The sequence below is a fragment of the Mesobacillus subterraneus genome (genome assembly GCF_003937825.1).
GTDB classification, from domain to species: Bacteria; Bacillota; Bacilli; order Bacillales; family Cytobacillaceae; genus Mesobacillus; species Mesobacillus subterraneus.
In genome coordinates, this window is the sequence record NZ_RSFW01000014.1 from 36040 (window position 1) to 56627 (window position 20588).

The following is a 20588-nucleotide window of genomic DNA, read 5'->3' on the forward strand; positions in this document are numbered from 1 at the left end:
ATAGAATATTTTATAGAACATTTAGGAGGACATAATCGATATGTCTATGGATAAAGCCATCGGCTCGGCTTCTGTTCGGCTGAGCAAGAAGCTGACTCGAATCATTAACTTTTACTTAAAGCCTTACCACATCACGACGGAACAGTGGAGTGTCCTGCGCACCTTGAATGAGTCTGATGAGATTTCACAAAAAGAACTATCGATCCGGTCAGATAAAGACCAGGCAACATTGACGAAAATTCTGGACCTTCTTGTAAAACAGCAAAATGTCGAAAGAATACCAAATCCCATCGATCGCCGTTCTTTTTTGGTAAAAATAACTCCGAAAGGCGCAAGAGTTGCGGAGGAAGTATCCCCATACCTTGAAACGGTATTCGAGAAGATCACAATTGGAATAAATGAAGAGAGACTGGCATTGTACCAGGAAGTTTTACACTCATTGGAAGACAATATTGAAAGACTTTTGGAGGAAAACAATTAGAAAGAAGGCATTAGAATGCAAAAAACATCTAAGTTATGGACAGCACAGTTTACGGCCATTGTGATAATGGCTTTTTTATTTTTCCTATGCCTGCAGCTGCTGACTGCCGGCTTCCCTGCTTTCATTACAGACATTAAGAACAACCCGGCCCATGGCGGCTTGATGACAACGGTCTTCATGGTATCCGCCATTGCCACCCGCCCCTTCGTCGCTTCCTTGATGCAGAAGATGGACAATAAGAAGTTGAGCCTTATTTCCCTGGGGTTCATCGCCATTTCGGTTGGCTTGAGTTACGGACAGGATTCAGTGTCCCTGCTCCTCCTGCTGAGAGTTTTCCATGGGGTTGGTTTTGGCATCATTACGACGATTTTCTCCACTATGGCCACGAAGATTATTCCTGTCCACCGCCTTGGCGAAGGAATCGGCTATTATGGCATGGCAACAAGTGTGGGAACCAGTCTGGGCCCGATGCTGGCACTGGCATTGCTGCAGTATGTTTCTTTTAATATATTGATTTCAATTTCGGTAGCATTGACTCTGCTTACCTTGTTCCTGAACCTTTTTGTAAAAAGCCCAAACAAGCCGGTACCTGCTAAAGCGGATGCGCAGAAAGTCAACTGCAGGGAGCATGCCTTTGATCGCCACGCGTTCACACCAGCGATTCTTACCGCCTTCTTCTCCATCACACTTGGCGGTGTTGTCAGCTTCCTGCGTGAATTAGGCAAAGAAGCAAACCTTGGGGCTGCCACATCCCTGTTCTTTCTTGTCATGACGGTGGTGATGATTGTCATCAGACCCATTTCAGGGAGAATGTACGATAAATTCGGCCATAAATTGATTATCTACCCTGCCGTCATTTCCGGAATCATTGGACTGACACTGTTAGCGGTCACCCAAAATACTTTGACCCTTCTGATCGCTGCCTTCTTTTACGGAATTGCCTATGGGACAGTAGCGCCGACACTGCAAGCACTCACGGTAAGCGCAGTATCAAAGGAAAAACAGGGAACCGCGAATGCGATGTACTTTTCTTCTATGGACCTGGGAATGGCTCTTGGATCAGCCGGACTTGGCCTGCTTGCATCCTATACAGGCTACCACTTCATTTATGGGTTCTCAGTCATATTCATGGTCGGACTGCTCGTCGCATACTCCATGATTTTTGTTGTAAAAAAGAAGCCAAGGGAACATTTTGCTGAGACTACTAAGGAAGTTGGGGTCTAAAAGTGAAGGGACCTCACCGGAAAAAGACACGATGAGAACTGTCTCACCGTGCCTTTTTTGTTTTTTCAGGATAAAAATATTGGATATTCCTTACTTTCGAAGTTTATTCCTTATTCTCCCGCTTGACATCATGCCTGCTGATGTAAATCCACATCGAGATATAAGTCAAAGAGAGCAAGACAAGGAACACGGGTGCTGACAAAACGTTTTGAATTAACATGAATGTGCCACCCCTTTTAATTTAGGCTTTCCAGCGGAAACGAAAAAAATAAATAGAAAATGACTGCAATTGGGACGGAAAGGATCCATGCCATCACCGGCTTCCGATAATGAATCCACAAGACCACGAACAATATCAAATTCAGCCAGATGTTATGCCAGCTGTTCCAGCCGTTATCGTATACAAACATTCCCCTGTGCGCGAATAATGCCTCTATGATCGTGTAAAAGGCTACCCATATGCCAACATAAATTACCTGATTCCTCCTTGTTGACGGAAAACGCTGCAGATAAATGATCAGCCCGACTGGACAAATGAAAAATGTGAACGCAATGTTGATGATGGAGTGGTTCAGCCATTCTGCCGTTATACCGCGGAATGCCCATAAGGTGTGATTATAATAAAGCGTATTATAGAGCAAGTTCACGACCATAAAAAACAGGATGGTGGGATACTGCTTTTTCCATTGTGACCAATCAACAAACTTATAAGCGAAAAAAATCCAGACCAACAAGACCAATAATAAATACATTTTCTTCTCTCCCCAAAGATCCTGATTTTATCAGTTATATCCTGCAGGGTGTTTTTTATACAAATATCAAAAGCGCAGACTCTGCATCTGCGCTTTAATATTTTACATTTTTTGAAACATTTAGCTTTTTTATCCGTAAGAAGAAACAAGGAGGCGATACCCATCGGAAAAATCATCAGTTTCATTCTTACCTTGCTCATCATCGGACTTATTAATTTTGGCCTTACTTCGGTCACAAGTTATAGCTTTATTGATGCTTCACCATTTGTCGGTGCTGCGAGTGTCTTCTTGATTTATTTTTTTAGTTCAGCCGGCGGTATCGCAAGCCGCCATGTGGATATGCAGGTACAGGCTGAAACAGGGATCAAAATGAACCAGACTGAGAAAAAATTCTTGCCTTCATACGCGTTTTTGGCAGCCATCGTTTACTTGATTGGTTCAATTGTCGCCACGTTTTGGGTCTATCGGGACTACTTTTTCCAATAAGAGCCTGCAGCAAAAGCCAGGAGTCTCATCTTTTTCTTCTGTTCCAAATAACTCGCCTGGGCTTCCTGAATCGAAGTCTCTTTGAAGGTTATCACCGTACCGGGCATCGCCTGGGCAAGCAATGGAATATCGACGGATATCACGGTCGCGATCCTCGCATAGCCCCCGGTCGTCTGGCGCTCGGCCATTAGAATGATGGGCTGGCCGTTTGCCGGCACCTGGATTCCTCCTAAGGGGATCGCATCGGAAATGATATCTGCTCCGTCATTGTGCTCCAGGCTTGGCCCCTGCAGTCTGAGTCCCATCCTATTGGATTGCGGAGAGATTTTGTACTCACTGGAGAGGAAGCAATCAACCGTCCTTTTAGGGAATCGATCGAAGTGCGGTCCAAGACTCACTCGCACTTCAAGCTTTTTTCGATACTCTGGAACAAAGTCTTTATGTAAAAAGCGGCTCTTCCTGACAAATGGATTTCCATATAAAACGTCCCCTGCCTCGAGCGCGCGGCCCTTGTATCCGCCAAGCTGTCCATTGATAAAGGTCGACTTGCTGCCCAAAACCGGATGGATGTCGATTCCGCCGGAAAAACTTATATAGGCTCTTGCACCGTTCCGGCCACTGCCGAAGGACAGAATATCCCCTTTTTTAAAAACAAAGCTTTTCCACATTCCTACTTCGTTCCCATTCAACACAGGCTGCAAATCCCCTCCGCATATAGCGATGGAAACATCATGCAATGCTTCCAGTTCAGGTCCTAGCATCGCGATTTCAAGCCCGGCTTCTCCTGGCAAATTGCCGACAAGAATATTGGCCATCTGCAAAGAGTAGGTGTCCATCGCACCGGATGGACTGATGCCGAATTGCTGATATCCAGTTCTTCCTAGATCCTGGACCGTCGTCTGCATGCCAGGCTTTCGGACTTTTAAAATAGGTTCGGTCATTTGCATCCCCAACCAGGCCGGATTTCGATTCCTTCCGCAGTGAAAGCTTCTTTTAATTTCCTGGCAAATTCGAGGGCGTTTGGTCCGTCACCATGAACACAGATGGTATCCGCTTTGATCGCAATATCCGTTCCATCCGCTGCCTCAACTCTTCCTTCCCGCACCATTCGCAACACCCTTGCTATGGCGAAATTCGTATCATGGATCATCGCATTCTCCTCTGAACGCGGGGTCAGCGTGCCATCAGCCTGATAATTGCGGTCAGCAAACACTTCATTTGCGACCTGCAGTCCTCTTTCCTCTCCTGCTTTTACGAGCCAGCTGCCAGCAAGGCCGAACAAGATAAGCTTACTGTCGACATCTGCCACTGCTTTTGCCACCGCATCAGCCATCGTTTTATCCTTTGCCGCCATATTATACAAAGCGCCATGCGGTTTTACATGAATGACTTTTGTTCTGCAAGCCTTGGCGACAGCAGCAAGCGCGCCAATTTGATAAAGAGTCAGATTGTAAACCTCCGAGACACTCAGTCTCATTTCCCTTCTGCCGAATCCATGCAAGTCAGGAAAGCCAGGATGCGCGCCAATGTTCACACCATGTGCTTTTGCCATTTTTACCGTCTCCATCATGACATTATGGTCGCCCGCATGATAGCCGCAGGCAATATTCGCTGAGGTGATATGCTTCAGTACCTCCTGGTCATTGCCGATTTTATAAAAACCATAGCTCTCGCCTAAATCACAATTCAGATCCACAGATAGCATTTCTAGCCCTCCTTCTCGTATTTCTTCACCTGATAGGCATCGCCCATTTGTTTGATCGCTAAAAATTGCTCCTCGTCAATTGGGATAAACTTAATGTAGTGACCGGAACGGACGAGAAAAGGTTCTGCTTTCTCAGGCGCAAACAAGGTTACCGGCGTTGTTCCGATAATTCTCCACCCGGAAGGAACATCAGATGGATAAATCCCTGTCTGATTCCCGCCAATCCCGACTGAGCCAGGAACCACACTCTCTCGCGGCTTCTCCAGCCTCGGTACTGCCAATTTTTCCGGCAAGCCTCCCAGGTAGGGAAAACCGGGCATGAATCCCATCATATATATAAGATATTCCCTGTTTGCATGGAGGTTGATCACTTCCTGCTCCGGCATGCCATGATGGTCAGCGACAAAGCCCAAATCCTGCCCCCACTTTCCTCCGTAGCAAACAGGGATTTCGTTGACGATCGAAGTTGAATCCAGAGAATGTTCGTTGCGAAGATGTACTTTGTTGAGTTCAGCAACAAGAGATTCATAGGGAAGGATATCAGGCTCATAATATACAGTCAGTGATGTATAAGCAGGAACCCATTCGACGATGCCTTTGATGTTCGCATAGTCCAGCTTCTTCATGAACTGGCGGATCTGCACATTCGTTCTATCAGCAATCACATCCCCAAATGAAATCACAATTGCCAAATCCCCCAGCGGCAAAATATCAAGTTTCATTTCATGCTCCTTTTGGGATCCTTGTATTTCCTATTGATGATTCTTTAAGACCGATTTAGTTTATCACTTCTTTTCAATCTTATAGAATACAAGCAAAAGCCAACTTTAATTCACTACTTCTGTCCTGACACAGGTCTCGACGATTACCTTCAATGCTTTTGTCATCATTTCCAGCGGCAGGGATGGCAAGGAAGGGTTGCGCGCGGCCATTTCTGCCGAAGCAGGGAAATGGATGAAGCCGGCCTTGATTGGCAGGTCATTTTTGCTGATATGATTTAAAACGGCATAAAGCGTGTTATTGCAGATGAATGTTCCTGCGCTGTTGGAAATGGCCGCAGGGATATTCTCCTCTTTCAGGTTCCTTTCGATCTGCCGGTTCGGAAGAGTCGAAAACAAGCCATCCGGGCCTTGCTCGTCAATGACTTCATCGACAGGGATATTGCCTTTATTATCAGGATAAGGATCCCCGGAACCGGTGTCTTTCACATTGATGCCGATTCTCTCTGGCGTGATCGACGTCCTGCCAGCCGCCAGTCCGCACGAGATCACCACGTCCGGCTTGACTTCTTCCATTCTCGCAATCAACTCCCCTGCACACTCATCATAATTTACAGGCAGCAAAATTGTTGATATTTCTACATCCTCAATCTCAAATCTTTCTGCCTCTTTCAGCAGCTCCTCAGTCGGATTGATGCTCATCTTCCCAAACGGCACGAAGCCGGAGATCAGAACCTTCATTTTAAAAACCTCATTTCTACAAAATAGATGTATTAAAAATTTTACTATAGTTAACTATGGATATATACCTTTTAAACTTTTAATATTGACTATAGTTCTAATATTCTAATAAATGGTCAGGTGATGGGATGGAATTGGAATACGGGAAAGCAACCGGTCGGGAAGTGGAAGAAATTTTCAGCCTTGCTGGACGGAACAGGGCGGAAGCCACAGGAATTCAGGCCGATAATAACAAGGAAGAGATGATTGCGGCTTACAAGAACTCTCTGAGCCAAGGAGCTTATTTTCTGGTAGCCAGGACCGAAGATACTCTGACCGGTTGGGTTTTGGTGGACCGGAGCCTCGATTGGTTCACCCAAAAAGAAATTGGCTGGATCAGCGATGTTTACGTTAAGCAGGAGTTCAGGAAGAAAGGGGTCGCCGAATCTTTGCTTGAGCAGAGCTTGATCGAGTTTAAGTACCTGGGATATGACGATGTCCGCCTTAATGTCTTTACTTTTAACGAAAAAGCCATTCGTTTATACGAGAAACTCGGGTTCCGGGATTTGAACAAGTTTATGAAGATTGAAATATAGAAAGAAACCCTGTCATAAGAGGCAGGGTTTCTTTCATCATCAGAATAACTTTTCGAAGCAAACATATAATTCATGGCCTTCTGGCTTGCCTTTCATGATGACTTCGCCGGTAATATCATAGTCTCTTTTTTTATAAAAACGGACCGCACTCTCATTTCCTGAGTATGTATCAAGACAGAGCGCACTGTACCCATTTTCCTTCGCAAAATCCTCAGCGAACTGGAGCATCCTGCTTCCATACCCTCCCCCCTGGGCAGAAGGATCAACACAAAACGAATGGAGAATCAGCGGCTTGCCGTCCGTTTCCGTCCATTGGGCTGCCTCCCATTCAGGGGTCTGCCATTCATCCAGTACCATAACCCCGATTGTTGCCTCACCCTTTTTCAGGACAAACAATTCCTCACCCTGCATTGCGTTTTCAAAGTATTCATGGTTGGGATATTTTTCATCCCATTGCAAAATGCCCCTCGATTCGAGGTACTCTTTGCAATCTGCAAACATCTCACCAATGACAGGCAAATCCTCTTCTGTCGCCCGTACAATCTTTTCTTCAGCCATTTTCCATGCTCCTTTATTCCCGTTATTCGCTGTCTGGTGTTACATTAAAAAAGTTGGCACTTTTGTTCTTTTTCTTATCTTCATTTTTGTGCTTATCCATTTTCCCATCCGATTCATAGCTCAATTTGAAATCCTTCTTATCCTTTTTCATGCTTTCCAGCTCCTTTATCCTGGTGATTGTGGATAGTTTGTCCTTTTTCCCCTGTAAAATGTAAAAAAGCACCGATTCAGGCTTTGAATCGGTGCCGTGCAACTAGTAAGCAAAATAATGATTGCCGATTTGCTTCGTTACTGTTCTGGTAAAGATCCATTGGCTGGTAGCAAGTCTCGGGTTGTAATAATAGAGCGAGCTATTAGAAGGGTCCCAGCCGAGCAATGCATCCTTCACGGCATGGTAGGCGATATCATTGGGCTGTAAATAGTATTGGCCGTCGTTGATCGCTGTGAAAGCATTTCTTTGAAAAACGACATCCCGAACGGTATCCGGAAAGTCATTAGAGTCGACACGATTCAAAACCACCGCTGCAACGGCAACTTGTCCCTGGTAGCTCTCTCCGCGTGCTTCACCGTAAACGACATGAGCCATCATTTCCATCTCGTTGAGCAGCTGCGCTGTCTTCGGGCCGACTCCTCCAGTGGTCTCGATGCCAAAATCTCTCTGGAATTGTTTAACCGCATTGACGGTAATCGGTCCATAGTATCCGGTTGTTTCGGTTTTGAAATAGCCCAGCTTCTTTAAAATGGATTGAACATACGTTACATCAGAACCAACTGTTCCAGATGTTAACGTTGCAGCCTGTGCTTCGGGCTGTCCAAAACCAAGGATCGCAAAAATCGTAATGGCTGCCGCCAGGCTCTTTATGTACTTTTTCAAATTTCCCACTCCTTTTTTATGTATCGATATGTACGGCAATTCGAGAAAAGATTCACCTCCTGTTCCGTTCTCACCCTTATTTCCTTTCCCTGTTATTCACATAGAAAACTCGGCCAAAAGAATGGAAAATGTTATCCCGGATGGTATAAATTTCATAGAAGCGTATCTTTTCCGTTATCTTCAACGTTTTTATATTGTAATTCCATAAATATTTAGCTTTACGAAGAATTGGATTTAAAGGATAATTGTATACTGTAAGGTTTATTATTTATTAGGCTCTATTAAACTTAGCTGTTGATATTTTCGTTCCAGGCGCTTCGCTTTCCGCGGGGCTGGCGCTGAGCCCAAAGGAGTCTACGCGCCTTCCACTACAATCAACAGGTGCTAAAAGCACATTCTGCTTTAACAGAGCCATTTATTATATTCATTAGACAACCTGCGTTTAATACAAAATCATCAGAAATCGTGAGGCGTTCAGATATGTGGAGAAACAAGAATGTGTGGATTCTATTGGCCGGGGAATTTATTGCCGGGCTTGGGCTGTGGCTGGGGATTATCGGGAATCTCGAGTTCATGCAGGAAAAGATTCCTTCAGACTTTTTCAAATCGCTGCTGCTTGCAGCCGGGCTGCTGGCCGGGATCGTCGTCGGCCCTATGGCAGGAAGGCTGACTGACCAATACAGCAAGAAGATGGTGATGCTTGTTTCGGGATTTGTCCGTGCAGTAAGTGTCGTCTTCATGCTTATCGCGATTCAAACCGGATCAGTGTGGTGGATGCTGGTCTTCCTTGTGCTCTTGCAAATATCTGCCGCATTTTATTTTCCTGCACTCCAGGCAGCCATCCCGCTGGTCGTGGAAGAAAAGGATCTCCTCCAGCTTAATGGAGTTCATATGAATGTGGCCACTATATCGAGGATCATCGGTACAGCAGCAGCCGGAATCCTTCTGGTCGCCATCCCGCTGGATGCGGTCTACCTCCTGTCCATGGCAGCTTACGTTATTCTGTTCGGAATGACATGGTTCCTGCAGTTTGATGAGAACAAAAAAGGGAATGCATCCAAAGGAAATGCCCAGAATCAAGGCTTCAAGGATGTATTTCCTATCATCCTCAAGCTGCCGATTGTGATGATGACCTTGATATTGACCTTGATCCCGCTGATTTTCCTTGGAGGCTTCAACCTGGTCGTCATCAATATCAGTGAGCTGCAGGCCAGCTCTGCCATCAAGGGATGGATTTATACCGCCGAAGGAATTGCCTTCATGAGCGGAGCGTTTTTAATCAAAAAGATCAACGATAAGTTCTCACCCTATAAAATCTTATTTTCCAGCTCCATGCTGATCGGTTTTTCTCAACTTCTGCTCTACTTTGCCGATCTGCCCGTGCTGACAATCATCGCCTTTTTGCTGTTCGGCTTTTCGGTAGGCTGTTTTTTCCCAACGGCCGCAACAATTTTCCAGACTCGAGTGCCAAAGGAATATCATGGACGTTTCTTCTCCTTCAGGAACATGATGGACCGCGTTTTCTTCCAGGTTGTCCTCCTGATGACCGGATTCCTGCTCGACGCAGTCGGACTGCAGAACATGAGCGTCATGTTCGGTGTTCTGTCCATCGTCATGACCACCATCTTCTTCCTAAAATCACGGAATTTGCGAGCAACCTCCGAAGCCGAACAAAATGCAAGCTGATCATTATATACGAAAAGCTGCCTGGTAGTGCACAGGCAGCTTTTTTTGGTTCCTATTGGTTATGACGGACACTAATCGTTGGAAATCCTTCTTTATTGTCCGTCATACCAAGTGAATTAACCGGCTGTCAGCTATGTAATCAGTTCATCTACAAGCTGGACCGCCTTGCTTAATCTTTCAGTATAATCCCCGCTTATAATTTCAAAGACTACGCCATTTTTATACAATAACTCCTTAAGTGTTTTGTTATTTGCATCCCGAATGGATTGTAAGCCAAAGCTTCTGGTACCATCATCGAACCATTTTACATCAGGTTCGAGGAATAGCCATAAATCATAGTCTTGGATGGAAGCAAGTGAATCCAGAACAGATTGGTGTTCCCCGAGATAAAGCCCTGCAAAATATTGTGTAACGGTCGCTTCTGTATCAATGAACAATACTTTATTGGCTTTTCCCGCTTGCTGTTTTTCGTGATACTTATGCTCTATCGCGATTTCAGGGAAGTCCGTTGACAATGTGATTGTTTCGAAGTCTCCCAGTCTTTCATAGAACGTTCTGCCGATTTCCTCGACATATACTGTATTGTAGAGGGCTGCCAGATTGCTTACGAGTGTCGATTTGCCGCTGCTTTCTGTCCCTACGATGACCACTTTTTTTACAAAGAAGGGCTGTACCACCCTGGGAAGCATATCCCAATACTTAAAAGCTCCTTCCGACCTGATTGCCGTCGCGGAAATCGGATACTTCTCCCTGCCGGCATCGATTACGACATGCTTCGCTTGAGGATATAGGACATCAAAATAATGGCTGTACTGTTGTTCTGAGCTGAAAACAAAGTCGATTTCCTTGCCGATTGCTTCCCTGATGCTCTCTGATCCTTTTTCCCAGTCGGAAAATTGACCAGTCTGGATTTCTTCAATTGCGTGGACATGGACATGATGCAGGTCCTTTGTCAGCTGTTTCCACCATCTTAACCTCACTTGAAAAGGTATATACGGTATCTTTGCATCCTTGAAAATGACCTCTTTCTCATATTCTGTATCATAGGAAACAATGACATGAAGTTCGTCGACCATTGTGCTGGCCTTGATCATCGCGTACACATGCCCAAGATGGACGGGAACGAATTTGCCCCCGAACATCCCTACTCTGCCCTTCATCATGATGATTTTTCCAACTCCTGCTCCTTTGACATTTTCGTCCAGTTCATATATCCATAGATGGAGTTTACCAGGAACGCGGACCACATCACGAGCATCGACAGTTCGTTGCCTCCCGTGGAAACCAATGCACCAAACCACAGGATGATGGAAAGTACATTAACGGAAATCCACAATGCCCATTGTTCAGCAAATCGCCTAAGCATCAATATTTGGGCTGAAACGGATAGCACGTTGGTAGCCGAATCAATCCAGACGCTTTTCCCGCCCAGGTATTTCAGGAAGAAACCGTACGCAACAATCGAAATGGCGACAACAGCAAGCAATTTGACCCAGCCCTGTTTCGTAAGGCGCTGAACAGGGATATCTTCCCCTTTCACACTTTCACTGTTTTTCAGCTGATTCTTCTTCCACATATAAATCCCAATGAATTGGACTGGGAAGTAAAAAAGTCCATTCAGCATAGCCTCGCCATACAGTCCATATGTATAGGCAATGTAGGCATAGGTAGAAGTCTGGATGATCCCGAAATAATAGTTTGAAATTTTTCCCTTTGCCACAAGTACTACGCAAAGCATTCCTGTGATGGAGGAAATCAGGCCTAAGAGCGAATCCTCCCAGGCAAAAAACAAATAGATGTTGACCGCCGTGAAAATAAGCAGCCAGCTTTTTTCAAAAGCAGTCCAATCCTTTAGAAATCTCATCATTTACACTCCCTGCTGTTAGTTACTTTGTCTTCCATTTTTAATTCAACAAGCTTCATGATTTTCCCTTTTTATTCATATCTATGAAACTTGCTCAGCGGCCAAAACGTATATTTGTTAAAAGAGGTGGTTGTATGAATTTTTTATTAGGTATTCAAATTTTCCTCATTCTTATGTTTCTTTTCTTTGGCTGGGCGATCATTAAAAAGGAATGGTACTGGCTTATCTCGAATTTCAACCGCAAATCTGAGGATGAAAAACAGCGGCTGATCCAGAATGGCTATCCTCAGGGAGTTGGCAAGCTGATGCTAGCTACCGCTGGCGGGATGATCATTCTCCTGCCTTTGAGCTTCACTGGATTCCTGTATGGAGTCGAGGTTCAATTTGGCTTCATGCTGGTGTTCCTGCTTGGAGGACTGATTTACTTAACAAGGTATGAGGTCAGGGAGAAACGGAAGCGGAGTTATATCATTCAGTCCAGCATGGCCATCATTACCATTGGCTTGGTTGCAGGACTGTATTACTTCGGCTACCAGGACTTTGAATTAAAGGAGAACAGTGATTCCTTCGAGGTTACCGGATTATACGGCGGTGATTGGAAGTACTCTGAGATTCAGGATGTTCAATTATTGGATGAAATGCCGGAAGTGACATGGAGACAAAACGGAATCGGCCTGGCAACCATGTCAAAGGGTCAGTTCAAAGTGACAGGTTACGGAAGCAGTCTGCTGTTCATCCACAAAAACTCCTCCCCTTACTTGTATATCGAGACTGACAGCAAGAAGATTTTTATCAACAGCAAGAATCCAGAGGATACAAGAGAATGGTACGAAATGCTTTCTGAAAAAACGGATTAAAAAATGGTGCCCGGATCAATTCGGGCACCTTTCATTTATACTTCAACCATTTTAATGATCTTCGCCGGATTTCCGCCGACGATTGCGTTATCTGGTACATCTTTCGTGACCACCGCTCCGGAGGCAACAACGACATTATTGCCAATTGTCACGCCAGGATTGATGACTGCCCTGCCGCCGATCCAGCAATTATCACCAATGGTGACTGGCTTTCCGTATTCAACGCCAGAAATCCGTTCGATCGGGTGGAGCGGATGCGTCGCTGTGTAGATGTGCACCCCCGGTGCCATGAAGCAATTTTTGCCGATCCGCACTTCGCAAACGTCAAGAATCACGCAGTCAAAATTGGCATAGAAGTTTTCGCCGATATGGATGTTGTAGCCATAATCACATCTGAAGGTCGGCTCGATATAAAACTGATTTTCTGTTGAGCCCAGGAGCTCTTTAAGGATGCTTATCCGGTGGACATAATCTGTTTCAACCGTTTGATTATATAGCCTTGTAAGCCTGCGGCCATTTTCCCTCTCCTGCACCAGTACAGGATCGGCTGCATTGTAAAGCTCGCCATCAAGCATTTTTTCCTTTTCCGGTTTCATTCGCTTATCCTCATTTCAGCTGCAGATTTTTCCCGCTAGTCCTTATTGGGGATTTCACAGCCATCATCATCGCAGATCATTCCTTCATCGCTGTTCAAAACAGTAATTTTATTTTCAGCAATGATTTTCTTTAAAGACTGTACGATCACGTCTGTTGGCTGGGCACCTGTAATCGCGTATTTCTTATTAATCAGGAAGAATGGGACACCCGTAATCCCATACTGCTGGCCCGTTCGCTCATCGGCTCGGACCTCGTCAGACATTTCATCGCTGGTAAGCATGTTTTCAACAGCTTCACGGTCCAGCCCAACTTCAGCACCAAGCTCAGCAAGGGTTTCCCTGTCACCGATATGCTTTGATTCGGTAAAATAAGCCCGCAAAATGCGTTCAGTCATCTCGGCCATCAATCCATGTTTTTTCGCAAACATTGTCAACCGGTGGGCATCGAATGTATTGGTTAGAATAAGTGTATCCATCTGATAATCCAGCCCTGACTCTTTCGCCATTTGCACCATATTTTGTGTGCTTGCTTTGGCCTGGGCTATGCTCATTCCATATTTCTTCGCGAGGGCTTCGTATATATTTTCTTTAATTTCCGTTCCCATATTTGGATCCAGCTCGAAGCATCGATACGTCACTTCAATTGGATGGTCAATCTGTTTAATGGCGTCATCCAGACGCCTTTTGCCAATATAGCAAAATGGTCAAGCAAAGTCCGTCCACATTTCAATATGCATAACAGGTCCCTCCTATTGTTTATTCCCACTATAGTATAGGTGGTAAGTATTCAAATTACACGAGAATTGCTTGCTGGCCAGGGTTCTATTCGATTTCATATACCAGCCATTGTGATTGCTTTCCGCCCATTTTATCATATAGCCCTTGAGCAACATAGTTATCCCGGGCAGTTTCCCATGTCATATGGGCGAATTGGTTTTCCCTTATGTAATTCAGGCATTTGGCAAAAAGCTGCTCGCCTGCTTTTTGGCCTCTCGCCTCAACTGTAACGAATAAATCATTCAGGATTGCTGCCCGTTTGACCTGCAGTGTGCTGAAGGTAAAATACAAAGTTGCGAAGCCTAACAGCTTCCCTTCTTTTTCAGCAACAAACTGCAACCCTGAATCCGGGTGGTCCAGCAGATGGCGAATCAGCTTTTCCAATTCCCCTTCAGCAGGCTTTGGCTTTTTATAAAAATCAACAATATACTGCTCCATTAAATGTGCAAGCATAGGTATGTCTCTTTCTTCTGCTGTCCTCAATCTTAATTCAGTCATCATCAAAACCTCCAATTATCATTATCCCTAAGTTCTCTGGCATCACGAATCAACACCAGCTTTTCTTTATAGTCACAGAGGATGGCCAGGATTTCTTTCCTGTTCTTTTCTTCGAAATTCCGGTTCCACTCAAACATTTTTCGAAACATGCTGAATGATGGTTTGTAATTTGCTTTTTCCATGCCTAGATTTTGTAAAATAAATCTTCTCGTAATCCTGTATAACCTTCTCCTGTAAGGCGGATCCAGAAGGATGATGACATCCGCATTATCAAAGCTATCCTTAACCCATCCATAATGGACACCTTCAATCACCCATGAGGCTGACTCGAGGATGGTTCCCAAATATTCATTCCTTTCATCCTCGCTCCGCCTGATGTCGCCTGTTTTCTCCCTCTGCCATACGACATTATCAAGTTCATAATGGGGAAGATTCAGAGAGGCCGATAGATTTTTGGCCATAGTTGTTTTCCCGCTTCCGACTGAGCCGATGATATGGATTTTTCGAGGTATTTTCTTGTTCATAACATCATCACTTTGCATTTTGTTTATCTTCACCATTCTCTTTAAACAGGCAAAATCCTCTTTTTGCTCCAAATAAAAAAAGCTGCGCTGGGCAGCTTTGATGCATTTATGCATTTTTTAAAGTCTGGATTTCCTTGAATGCCTGATGGAGGTTTGATTTTACCGTAATGCCTTCAAGATTCAGTCCGAGTGTTACCATTGTGTGGGCAACTTCTGGGCGAATACCGGTCATGATCGTCTTGACGCCAACAAGTGACAGGGCGCTGATGACTTTGAACAGCTGATCCGCAACCATGGTGTCGACAATCATGACACCGGAAACGTCAAAAATGAGATGGGTCAGCTTAAGCTTAACCGCCTGTTCCAGTGTTTCTTCCATCAAAAGCTGGGCTCTCTCTGTATCTACGTTCCCGACAAGCGGCAGCACGCCTACCCCTGGCAACAATGGAACGACCGGTACGGATAGTTCAAGCAATGCTGTTTTCGCATTTTCAAGGCTCTTTTGATGTGACTCAACAAATGTAAGGCTGAAGCTGTATATCGCGTGATCCATTAATGGGTCGATTACTTCCAGTACGTCGAACACAGTTGATGCAGACATATCCCTGGCTTCCTCTTTAATGGCTTTCCAGATATGTTCACGGTAAAAGCCAGTATCTTTAAGGGCTTCGTCTAAAGAAGCTCCCAGTTTATAGATATACTCACCTGTTTCTTTTCCCCAGGTGGTGATTTTTCCGAAATTCTTTTCCTGCTCTTCATGGTCGATCAGGGCTTCACCAAACAATCCAATGAAGTTCGCTCTGACCTCAAGGATATGCTGCTCGATTTTTCCAAGCTCGTGTTTTTGGGCTTCAGTCAAAACCGCCTCAGAATACCTGTCTGCGTGGACAGCTTTGGCGATTTCATGCTTCTTGCGGACGATTGCTTCTCCTAATGCCTGCAGTTCTTTTGTCATTTATATTCCTCCATGTACCGATGACGATTTTTTCATCTATATCTTTAGACCAAATGGATTTCAAAATTCACTGTTATCATCCATCATAACGCAGGAGCAGAAAGCAGGACAAGTTTTTACACTTGCTCGGGTATTCACTGATTATCGGCCAGGGCTGAAGCCATGTTGCGAGACAAGTACTTCTGCACCCTCTCCCAGTTCATCTTTCAGCATTTTTAAAACCACCTTATAGGCCGATGGGTTGTACCATTTTCCCATGCCGAACTGGTCATAGATCTTGGAGATTCCAAGCCTGGCAGTCCGCCTGCCTCCGCTGCCATCTCCCATCCAAAAATCATCAATGGCAATCCGGTTTGCCAGCCCCTTCAGTTTTTTTGGAAACTCCCGGGAACACGGCAATAACGGAGAGATGGTCGCCTGGGTCAGGACGCCTGCCTCTGTTATTGTCTTTAAAGCGTTCATACGCGCTTGAATGGGAGGAGCAGTTGGCGCAAAGGCTTTGCGGATTTCTTCCTTATCCGTTTCGATTGTCATCGACACCCTAAGCCTGTCACCAAATCGTTTAAAAACATCAAGGTCCCTGGTGACGAGCGGTGACCTCGTCTGTACAAACAGGAAATCAGGCGGGTTCTCCAGCATGACTTCGAGCAAGCTGCGAGTCAGCAGCGTTTTCGATTCTATAGGCTGATAAGGATCTGTAGCGGATGACATAAAAATGGTCACCGCTCCTTTTTTCTTTGCCTTGATCAATTCTTTCCGCAGCAGTTCAGCTGCATTTGCCTTAATATCAATCCATGTCCCCCACTCTTCATCCCGGAAAAGGGAAACAGGAAACTCCCTTACATAACAATAACTGCAGCTGAATGCACACCCTGCATAAGGATTGAGCGAATGGGAGTATTCATTCAGCAAGCCTGTCCCTTTCGTCAAGATCGATTTGGAGACAATTTCTTTTACATTCTGTTTCATCCTTTTCACCTCTTCAGGGCAGCTTCTTTCATTATAAGGACCTGCAGGCAAATAGACCCTTTTTCAGAGTCTGGTAATTTATGTATCGGGACAGGCCGCCGCTTTCAGCTCCACCGATTAAAGCGACGGAAACAGTCCTTTTTTATAAATATAAGCGATGGTGTTCAAGGCAATCTCAGGCATTTTTTTCGGAAAGAACTTAAGCCTGTAAAATTTATGGAATGCTGCCTTTAAATCATCCCACTGTGAGCATCGCTTTGTCTGCCGGAAGCGCGCAACATCAATCAGCCTTATGTCTCCTTGGGGAGTGATGATGATATTGCGGAGATGGATATCGGATGGGTTCAGTCCATTCTTCCTGGCCAGCTGAAGAGCTTCATCGACCTCTTTAATATGGCCTGCAGCAATCGGCATCCCTTTGACCAGGCATTCAAAAAATGTCGTACCCTGAACATAATCAATCACGAGATAATTCCTCCCGGATTCGTGGAGTTCCGGGAAGAAATGGTTATCCTTGAGATGTTTATAGATTTCGGCCTCTTCCGCAGCTATTTTCTCGAACTGAGGGAAAAACACCTTTAACACGTACTTTGTGCCGCTAATTCTGAAGGCAAAGGCACTCCTTCCCTTTCCAATCAGCTTTAGACGCTGGTCTTTATTCAACAAAACTACCTGGGAACCCTTGACGGAATACCTTACACTATTGGCTAGACGTTCATACTGGTTCATCTGGTTCCACTCCTTTCCTCTCAATCAACCCTTCACCACTTTGATCATGTCTTCATCCCAGCTTTCTACTCCCTGATCAAATGTAAGCTTTGTTTTAAAATGATAGGAGATCTGCTTGTTGGATGGCGGAACATCCAGGGGCAGCTTAAAGGAAAAGGGAACCTGGTGATCTCCATCGGGCTGGATCACGGTTTTGATTTCGGTAGTTGCCGTATCCATGATTTTTTCAGTCTCGGTTTTCGAATTCACCATGACAAGGGAACATTGAATTTGCCTGAGATCCTGATGTACCGTTCCACCCTTAATCAGAAATTTTCCATTAACTGATTCTCCAGGCTTTAGCACATCCTTCTCCAGAATAAGGTCGATTTGGGCCGACCCCACACCCATCAATGACATATACTTCCGTAAGAGCATCCTTTTCCTCCATCTAACGTTACTTTTTTGGTTTCGTATATTTCTCGTCAAGACGCTTCTCGATTTTCTCCAGAAGCTGCTGATCTGCCAATAATTCTTCCTTGTTCTTTTTTACCAATTCATCAAAGCTAAGCTTTTTCTTCATGATTGATCACACTCCATTATTAAAATTTATGTTGGAAAAGGGAAAAATGATTTTATTGAAATAAAAAAACCTTCACCTGATCCGGTGAAGGTTCCTGAAAACAATAAAGACCTTCACCAAAAATGGCAAAGGTCTTGCTAGCAACGATGGTTGCCAACAAAGCCGGGAGAATTCTCCGTAATGACGACTCTGTTGTAAAAGCTACTCCCCTTTAGGAGACACTATTCAAATGTATACCTTCATCATAATGGAGAGGCTGAATTCTGTCAATCACTTCGCCTCTGCGCCAAATTTCCCTTCCTGATAATCACGGTAGGCCTGGCGGATTTCCTCCATTGAGTTCATGACGAATGGTCCATACGCGACGACTTCCTCTTTGATCGGCATGCCTGAATATACCAGGACTCTGGAACGCTTGTTGGCTTTTAGTAAAAGCTTACTTGAACCATCACCGCCGTCATTAAAGGTCACGGTCGCTGCTGAGGATTTCTTCAGGTTTGTCGGGTTGGCACCGGCTTCGATATCCCCTGAAAGCACATAAAGGAACGCATTGTGGCCTTCCGGAAGCTCATAGGTGAATTCCGCTCCCTCAGACAGACGGATTTCCGACAATGTAAAAGGCACCAATGGCTCAAGCGGGCCTTTCACTCCTGCACTTTCCCCGGAATACACCTTCAAAGTCCCGCCATTAATATCGACCGTTGGCGCTGACTCGGAATAGACATTTTGGTAGGATGTCTTTGTGCCTTTCAGCTCTTTCGGCAAATTAAGCCAGAGCTGCAAAGTATGGGCAATATCGTCCTCGACCGCTTCCTCTGCGTGACGTGCTCCGCTTCCGGCATTCATGTACTGGATGTCCCCCGCTTCAAGGATGCTGTGGCCGCCATGGTTATCGATATGTTCAAGCCTTCCGTCTATCACATACGTGATCGTTTGAAAACCCCGGTGCGGATGGTCTGAAAACGCCCCTCTTTTGAACCAGTCCTCCGCCATAAGAATGAACGGATCCAGCTCCCGCCAATCTTGCGGATTCAGGACCATGCCTGCCTGCACATGGGGCAGGCTTCTTTCTTCGTATTGTACAGTCCAATGATTTTTCACATTCCTTTGAAACACTCTTCCCATCCTCCCTGTTCCTGTCATTTCCTGTTAAAAGGTGACTTTTAGTAAGTATACCCCCAAGTGTGGTGCACACACAAAAAAAGCGCTCCTCCGCGAAGTGCGAAGGCAGCGCTTTTCTTTATCAGGACTAAACTTCACTTAAACGTTCAATCGTTTTAGCTAAAAGAGCAGTCCGTTTCGGGAACGTCTTCAAATCGACATATTCATCTGTTTCACTGTGGGAAAATTCGCCTAAAGGCCCCATCCCGTCTACTGTAGGCACCCCTTCGATTGAGGTATAGGCAGCATCAGAACCGCCGCCTGTGCTCACTTCCTGGATCTGCATGCCAATTTCCTCCCCAACGGACCGGATGGCATTCACCAGCTCTTCTGTGCCCTCGACTTTTTCCATAGGAGGCCTTCCGATCCTGCCGCTTAGTTCAGTCGTGGTACCTTTGACTTCCTCATCATTGGCGATATCCGTAATCTTGCTCGTGATTTCATTGGCCTGATCCATGTTCCTTACCCGTACATCGACCTGGGCCTGTGCTTCAGGAGCGATCGTGTTGGAGGAAATGCCACCGTTAATAAGGCCAACATTCACGGACAATCCTTGTTCAAGATCGGTCAGATTCTGGAGCTTAATGATTTTATGGGCCAGCTCCTCAACGGCACTTATCCCTCTTTCCGGCTCAACCCCGGCATGGGCACTCTTGCCTTTTACATCGAATACGAACCGGCCTATTCCCTTTCTTTCGGTAACGATCGCATCCCCGGGCCGGCCCGATTCAACCACGAGTGAATAGGCTTTTCCTTCTGCTGCTTCTTTGATGATTCCTTTTGATGTCCTTGATCCGACTTCTTCATCACTGTTAAAAATAATGTGGACATTTTTATAGGCATCCGATCCATTGTCCATTAAAGCCTTCAATGCATACAGGACCGAAACATGGCTTGCTTTTTCATCACTGACACCAGGTCCATACGCTTTATCGCCAATGACTTTATATGGCCGTTTCTCCGCCTCTCCTTCGGGAAAGACCGTGTCCATGTGGGCAATGATGATGATTTTCGGATCACTGTCCTCCTTATACTTTATCTCAAGATGATCCCCAAATTCAGTTTCCCTGTGGACCTTTACATACATACCGAGTTCTTCAAACTTTTGCCTGATGATATCTCCAACTTGATCCACACCTTCTTTATTGTAGGATCCGCTGTCGATATTAACGAGTTTTTCAAGCAAATTGTTCATTTCAGGCATTTTCCCTTCAAGATAGCTTTCTATTTTATCCATAAAAAGCCCTCCTTCCTCTAGTTTCAATTCCTCCCTTTAGGCCAGCCTAAACGTTTTT

At 45.2% G+C, this 20588-nt stretch carries 27 protein-coding genes; 6 read left to right on the top strand and 21 right to left on the bottom strand.

The features are described 5' to 3' along the window. Positions 1-40 precede the first annotated feature (40 nt). Together EJA10_RS12210 and EJA10_RS12215 are read left to right on the top strand one after the other, a co-directional pair. The gene (locus EJA10_RS12210) at positions 41-481 is read left to right on the top strand and encodes a MarR family winged helix-turn-helix transcriptional regulator (protein WP_125480296.1); all 441 of its coding nucleotides are present in this window, start codon (positions 41-43) and stop codon (positions 479-481) included. 15 nt (positions 482-496) lie between these two features. Then, positions 497-1705 carry an MFS transporter gene (locus tag EJA10_RS12215; RefSeq protein WP_125480297.1) on the top strand — a complete coding sequence of 403 codons (1209 nt, stop codon included), beginning with the start codon at positions 497-499 and terminating at the stop codon, positions 1703-1705. Positions 1706-1941: 236 nt separating this feature from the next. Here the strand turns inward: EJA10_RS12215 and EJA10_RS12220 are convergent, their stop codons facing one another. Next, positions 1942-2457 (bottom strand): CBO0543 family protein, encoded by a 516-nt coding sequence (locus EJA10_RS12220; RefSeq protein WP_125480298.1) that lies wholly within the window; start codon positions 2455-2457, stop codon positions 1942-1944. A gap of 111 nt (positions 2458-2568) precedes the next feature. Here EJA10_RS12220 and EJA10_RS12225 point away from each other — a divergent pair, with 111 nt between their 5' ends. Continuing rightward, positions 2569-2943 carry a hypothetical protein gene (locus EJA10_RS12225; RefSeq protein WP_125480299.1) on the top strand — a complete coding sequence of 125 codons (375 nt, stop codon included), beginning with the start codon at positions 2569-2571 and terminating at the stop codon, positions 2941-2943. Here EJA10_RS12225 and EJA10_RS12230 read toward each other — a convergent pair. The 4 genes from EJA10_RS12230 to EJA10_RS12245 all read right to left on the bottom strand — a co-directional run bounded on the left by EJA10_RS12230 (position 2928) and on the right by EJA10_RS12245 (position 6108). Then, on the bottom strand, positions 2928-3884 hold the full coding sequence (locus tag EJA10_RS12230; RefSeq protein WP_125480300.1) for a 5-oxoprolinase subunit C family protein: 957 nt from the start codon (positions 3882-3884) through the stop codon (positions 2928-2930). The genes EJA10_RS12225 and EJA10_RS12230 overlap by 16 nt on opposite strands. Continuing rightward, positions 3881-4648: a LamB/YcsF family protein gene (locus tag EJA10_RS12235; protein ID WP_125480301.1), complete on the bottom strand. Its 768-nt coding sequence runs from the start codon at positions 4646-4648 to the stop codon at positions 3881-3883. Before EJA10_RS12235 ends, EJA10_RS12230 begins: the two co-directional genes overlap by 4 nt. Before the next feature lie 2 nt (positions 4649-4650). Beyond that, positions 4651-5370 carry a 5-oxoprolinase subunit PxpB gene (gene pxpB, locus EJA10_RS12240; RefSeq protein ID WP_125480302.1) on the bottom strand — a complete coding sequence of 240 codons (720 nt, stop codon included), beginning with the start codon at positions 5368-5370 and terminating at the stop codon, positions 4651-4653. A gap of 105 nt (positions 5371-5475) precedes the next feature. Further along, positions 5476-6108, bottom strand: coding sequence for a pyroglutamyl-peptidase I (locus EJA10_RS12245; protein WP_125480303.1), 633 nt, complete (start codon positions 6106-6108; stop codon positions 5476-5478). Positions 6109-6236: 128 nt separating this feature from the next. Between EJA10_RS12245 and EJA10_RS12250 the strand changes: the two genes are divergently transcribed. Then, positions 6237-6683, top strand: coding sequence for a GNAT family N-acetyltransferase (locus EJA10_RS12250; protein ID WP_125480304.1), 447 nt, complete (start codon positions 6237-6239; stop codon positions 6681-6683). Positions 6684-6722: 39 nt separating this feature from the next. On the opposite strand, the gene EJA10_RS12255 is transcribed toward EJA10_RS12250, so the two are convergent. The 3 genes from EJA10_RS12255 to EJA10_RS12260 form a co-directional block, all read right to left on the bottom strand. Next, complete coding sequence (locus tag EJA10_RS12255) at positions 6723-7241, bottom strand: GNAT family N-acetyltransferase (RefSeq protein WP_125480305.1); 519 nt, start codon at positions 7239-7241, stop codon at positions 6723-6725. 22 nt (positions 7242-7263) lie between these two features. Continuing rightward, positions 7264-7392, bottom strand: coding sequence for a hypothetical protein (locus tag EJA10_RS23915; protein ID WP_281274497.1), 129 nt, complete (start codon positions 7390-7392; stop codon positions 7264-7266). Positions 7393-7494: 102 nt separating this feature from the next. After that, on the bottom strand, positions 7495-8115 hold the full coding sequence (locus tag EJA10_RS12260; RefSeq protein WP_246017773.1) for a cell wall hydrolase: 621 nt from the start codon (positions 8113-8115) through the stop codon (positions 7495-7497). 480 nt (positions 8116-8595) lie between these two features. On the opposite strand from EJA10_RS12260, the gene EJA10_RS12265 reads away from it, so the two are divergent. Then, positions 8596-9801 carry an MFS transporter gene (locus EJA10_RS12265; RefSeq protein ID WP_125480307.1) on the top strand — a complete coding sequence of 402 codons (1206 nt, stop codon included), beginning with the start codon at positions 8596-8598 and terminating at the stop codon, positions 9799-9801. Positions 9802-9932: 131 nt separating this feature from the next. On the opposite strand, the gene nadR is transcribed toward EJA10_RS12265, so the two are convergent. Both nadR and pnuC read right to left on the bottom strand, forming a co-directional pair. After that, positions 9933-10964 carry a multifunctional transcriptional regulator/nicotinamide-nucleotide adenylyltransferase/ribosylnicotinamide kinase NadR gene (gene nadR, locus EJA10_RS12270; protein WP_211340564.1) on the bottom strand — a complete coding sequence of 344 codons (1032 nt, stop codon included), beginning with the start codon at positions 10962-10964 and terminating at the stop codon, positions 9933-9935. Further along, positions 10961-11668 (bottom strand): nicotinamide riboside transporter PnuC, encoded by a 708-nt coding sequence (gene pnuC, locus EJA10_RS12275; protein WP_246017774.1) that lies wholly within the window; start codon positions 11666-11668, stop codon positions 10961-10963. The genes nadR and pnuC overlap by 4 nt, the downstream gene beginning before the upstream one ends. A 131-nt stretch (positions 11669-11799) precedes the next feature. On the opposite strand from pnuC, the gene EJA10_RS12280 reads away from it, so the two are divergent. Beyond that, positions 11800-12522, top strand: coding sequence for a DUF3784 domain-containing protein (locus EJA10_RS12280; protein WP_125480308.1), 723 nt, complete (start codon positions 11800-11802; stop codon positions 12520-12522). Between the two features lie 35 nt (positions 12523-12557). Here the strand turns inward: EJA10_RS12280 and EJA10_RS12285 are convergent, their stop codons facing one another. The 11 genes from EJA10_RS12285 to EJA10_RS12335 form a co-directional block, all read right to left on the bottom strand. After that, positions 12558-13118: a maltose acetyltransferase domain-containing protein gene (locus EJA10_RS12285; RefSeq protein WP_125480309.1), complete on the bottom strand. Its 561-nt coding sequence runs from the start codon at positions 13116-13118 to the stop codon at positions 12558-12560. 35 nt (positions 13119-13153) lie between these two features. After that, on the bottom strand, positions 13154-13810 hold the full coding sequence (locus tag EJA10_RS12290; RefSeq protein ID WP_281274505.1) for a DsbA family oxidoreductase: 657 nt from the start codon (positions 13808-13810) through the stop codon (positions 13154-13156). A gap of 130 nt (positions 13811-13940) precedes the next feature. Next, a complete protein-coding gene (locus tag EJA10_RS12295) occupies positions 13941-14393 on the bottom strand; it encodes a GNAT family N-acetyltransferase (protein ID WP_125480561.1) in 453 nt (150 codons plus the stop codon). Positions 14394-14395: 2 nt separating this feature from the next. Further along, entirely contained in the window at positions 14396-14917 is a 522-nt protein-coding gene (locus tag EJA10_RS12300; RefSeq protein ID WP_125480310.1) for an AAA family ATPase, read from the bottom strand. A gap of 106 nt (positions 14918-15023) precedes the next feature. Then, positions 15024-15872, bottom strand: coding sequence for an STAS domain-containing protein (locus EJA10_RS12305; protein WP_125480311.1), 849 nt, complete (start codon positions 15870-15872; stop codon positions 15024-15026). Between the two features lie 141 nt (positions 15873-16013). Next, positions 16014-16841, bottom strand: a complete 828-nt coding sequence (locus tag EJA10_RS12310) for an SPL family radical SAM protein (RefSeq protein WP_125480312.1) — start codon at positions 16839-16841, stop codon at positions 16014-16016. Positions 16842-16958: 117 nt separating this feature from the next. Next, positions 16959-17570, bottom strand: a complete 612-nt coding sequence (locus EJA10_RS12315) for a protein kinase family protein (protein ID WP_125480313.1) — start codon at positions 17568-17570, stop codon at positions 16959-16961. Positions 17571-17594: 24 nt separating this feature from the next. Then, positions 17595-17987, bottom strand: coding sequence for a sporulation protein (locus EJA10_RS12320; RefSeq protein ID WP_125480314.1), 393 nt, complete (start codon positions 17985-17987; stop codon positions 17595-17597). A gap of 19 nt (positions 17988-18006) precedes the next feature. Beyond that, complete coding sequence (locus tag EJA10_RS12325) at positions 18007-18132, bottom strand: FbpB family small basic protein (protein WP_342773913.1); 126 nt, start codon at positions 18130-18132, stop codon at positions 18007-18009. A 270-nt stretch (positions 18133-18402) separates the two neighbouring features. Next, the gene (locus tag EJA10_RS12330; protein ID WP_125480316.1) at positions 18403-19257 is read right to left on the bottom strand and encodes a pirin family protein; all 855 of its coding nucleotides are present in this window, start codon (positions 19255-19257) and stop codon (positions 18403-18405) included. 124 nt (positions 19258-19381) lie between these two features. Beyond that, positions 19382-20530 carry a M20 family metallopeptidase gene (locus EJA10_RS12335; RefSeq protein WP_342773914.1) on the bottom strand — a complete coding sequence of 383 codons (1149 nt, stop codon included), beginning with the start codon at positions 20528-20530 and terminating at the stop codon, positions 19382-19384. Positions 20531-20588 lie beyond the last annotated feature (58 nt).

Excerpts from the sequence above, each read along its gene's own strand:
- EJA10_RS12210 (WP_125480296.1), top strand. The coding sequence starts at position 41 with ATGTCTATGGATAAAGCCATCGGCTCGGCTTCTGTTCGGCTGAGCAAG.
- EJA10_RS12215 (WP_125480297.1), top strand. The coding sequence starts at position 497 with ATGCAAAAAACATCTAAGTTATGGACAGCACAGTTTACGGCCATTGTG.
- EJA10_RS12220 (WP_125480298.1), bottom strand. The coding sequence starts at position 2,457 with ATGTATTTATTATTGGTCTTGTTGGTCTGGATTTTTTTCGCTTATAAG.
- EJA10_RS12230 (WP_125480300.1), bottom strand. The coding sequence starts at position 3,884 with ATGACCGAACCTATTTTAAAAGTCCGAAAGCCTGGCATGCAGACGACG.
- EJA10_RS12235 (WP_125480301.1), bottom strand. The coding sequence starts at position 4,648 with ATGCTATCTGTGGATCTGAATTGTGATTTAGGCGAGAGCTATGGTTTT.
- pxpB (WP_125480302.1), bottom strand. The coding sequence starts at position 5,370 with ATGAAACTTGATATTTTGCCGCTGGGGGATTTGGCAATTGTGATTTCA.
- EJA10_RS12245 (WP_125480303.1), bottom strand. The coding sequence starts at position 6,108 with ATGAAGGTTCTGATCTCCGGCTTCGTGCCGTTTGGGAAGATGAGCATC.
- EJA10_RS12250 (WP_125480304.1), top strand. The coding sequence starts at position 6,237 with ATGGAATTGGAATACGGGAAAGCAACCGGTCGGGAAGTGGAAGAAATT.
- EJA10_RS12255 (WP_125480305.1), bottom strand. The coding sequence starts at position 7,241 with ATGGCTGAAGAAAAGATTGTACGGGCGACAGAAGAGGATTTGCCTGTC.
- EJA10_RS23915 (WP_281274497.1), bottom strand. The coding sequence starts at position 7,392 with ATGAAAAAGGATAAGAAGGATTTCAAATTGAGCTATGAATCGGATGGG.
- EJA10_RS12265 (WP_125480307.1), top strand. The coding sequence starts at position 8,596 with ATGTGGAGAAACAAGAATGTGTGGATTCTATTGGCCGGGGAATTTATT.
- nadR (WP_211340564.1), bottom strand. The coding sequence starts at position 10,964 with ATGATGAAGGGCAGAGTAGGGATGTTCGGGGGCAAATTCGTTCCCGTC.
- pnuC (WP_246017774.1), bottom strand. The coding sequence starts at position 11,668 with ATGATGAGATTTCTAAAGGATTGGACTGCTTTTGAAAAAAGCTGGCTG.
- EJA10_RS12280 (WP_125480308.1), top strand. The coding sequence starts at position 11,800 with ATGAATTTTTTATTAGGTATTCAAATTTTCCTCATTCTTATGTTTCTT.
- EJA10_RS12285 (WP_125480309.1), bottom strand. The coding sequence starts at position 13,118 with ATGAAACCGGAAAAGGAAAAAATGCTTGATGGCGAGCTTTACAATGCA.
- EJA10_RS12295 (WP_125480561.1), bottom strand. The coding sequence starts at position 14,393 with ATGACTGAATTAAGATTGAGGACAGCAGAAGAAAGAGACATACCTATG.
- EJA10_RS12300 (WP_125480310.1), bottom strand. The coding sequence starts at position 14,917 with ATGAACAAGAAAATACCTCGAAAAATCCATATCATCGGCTCAGTCGGA.
- EJA10_RS12305 (WP_125480311.1), bottom strand. The coding sequence starts at position 15,872 with ATGACAAAAGAACTGCAGGCATTAGGAGAAGCAATCGTCCGCAAGAAG.
- EJA10_RS12310 (WP_125480312.1), bottom strand. The coding sequence starts at position 16,841 with ATGAAACAGAATGTAAAAGAAATTGTCTCCAAATCGATCTTGACGAAA.
- EJA10_RS12315 (WP_125480313.1), bottom strand. The coding sequence starts at position 17,570 with ATGAACCAGTATGAACGTCTAGCCAATAGTGTAAGGTATTCCGTCAAG.
- EJA10_RS12320 (WP_125480314.1), bottom strand. The coding sequence starts at position 17,987 with ATGCTCTTACGGAAGTATATGTCATTGATGGGTGTGGGGTCGGCCCAA.
- EJA10_RS12325 (WP_342773913.1), bottom strand. The coding sequence starts at position 18,132 with ATGAAGAAAAAGCTTAGCTTTGATGAATTGGTAAAAAAGAACAAGGAA.
- EJA10_RS12330 (WP_125480316.1), bottom strand. The coding sequence starts at position 19,257 with ATGGGAAGAGTGTTTCAAAGGAATGTGAAAAATCATTGGACTGTACAA.
- EJA10_RS12335 (WP_342773914.1), bottom strand. The coding sequence starts at position 20,530 with ATGGATAAAATAGAAAGCTATCTTGAAGGGAAAATGCCTGAAATGAAC.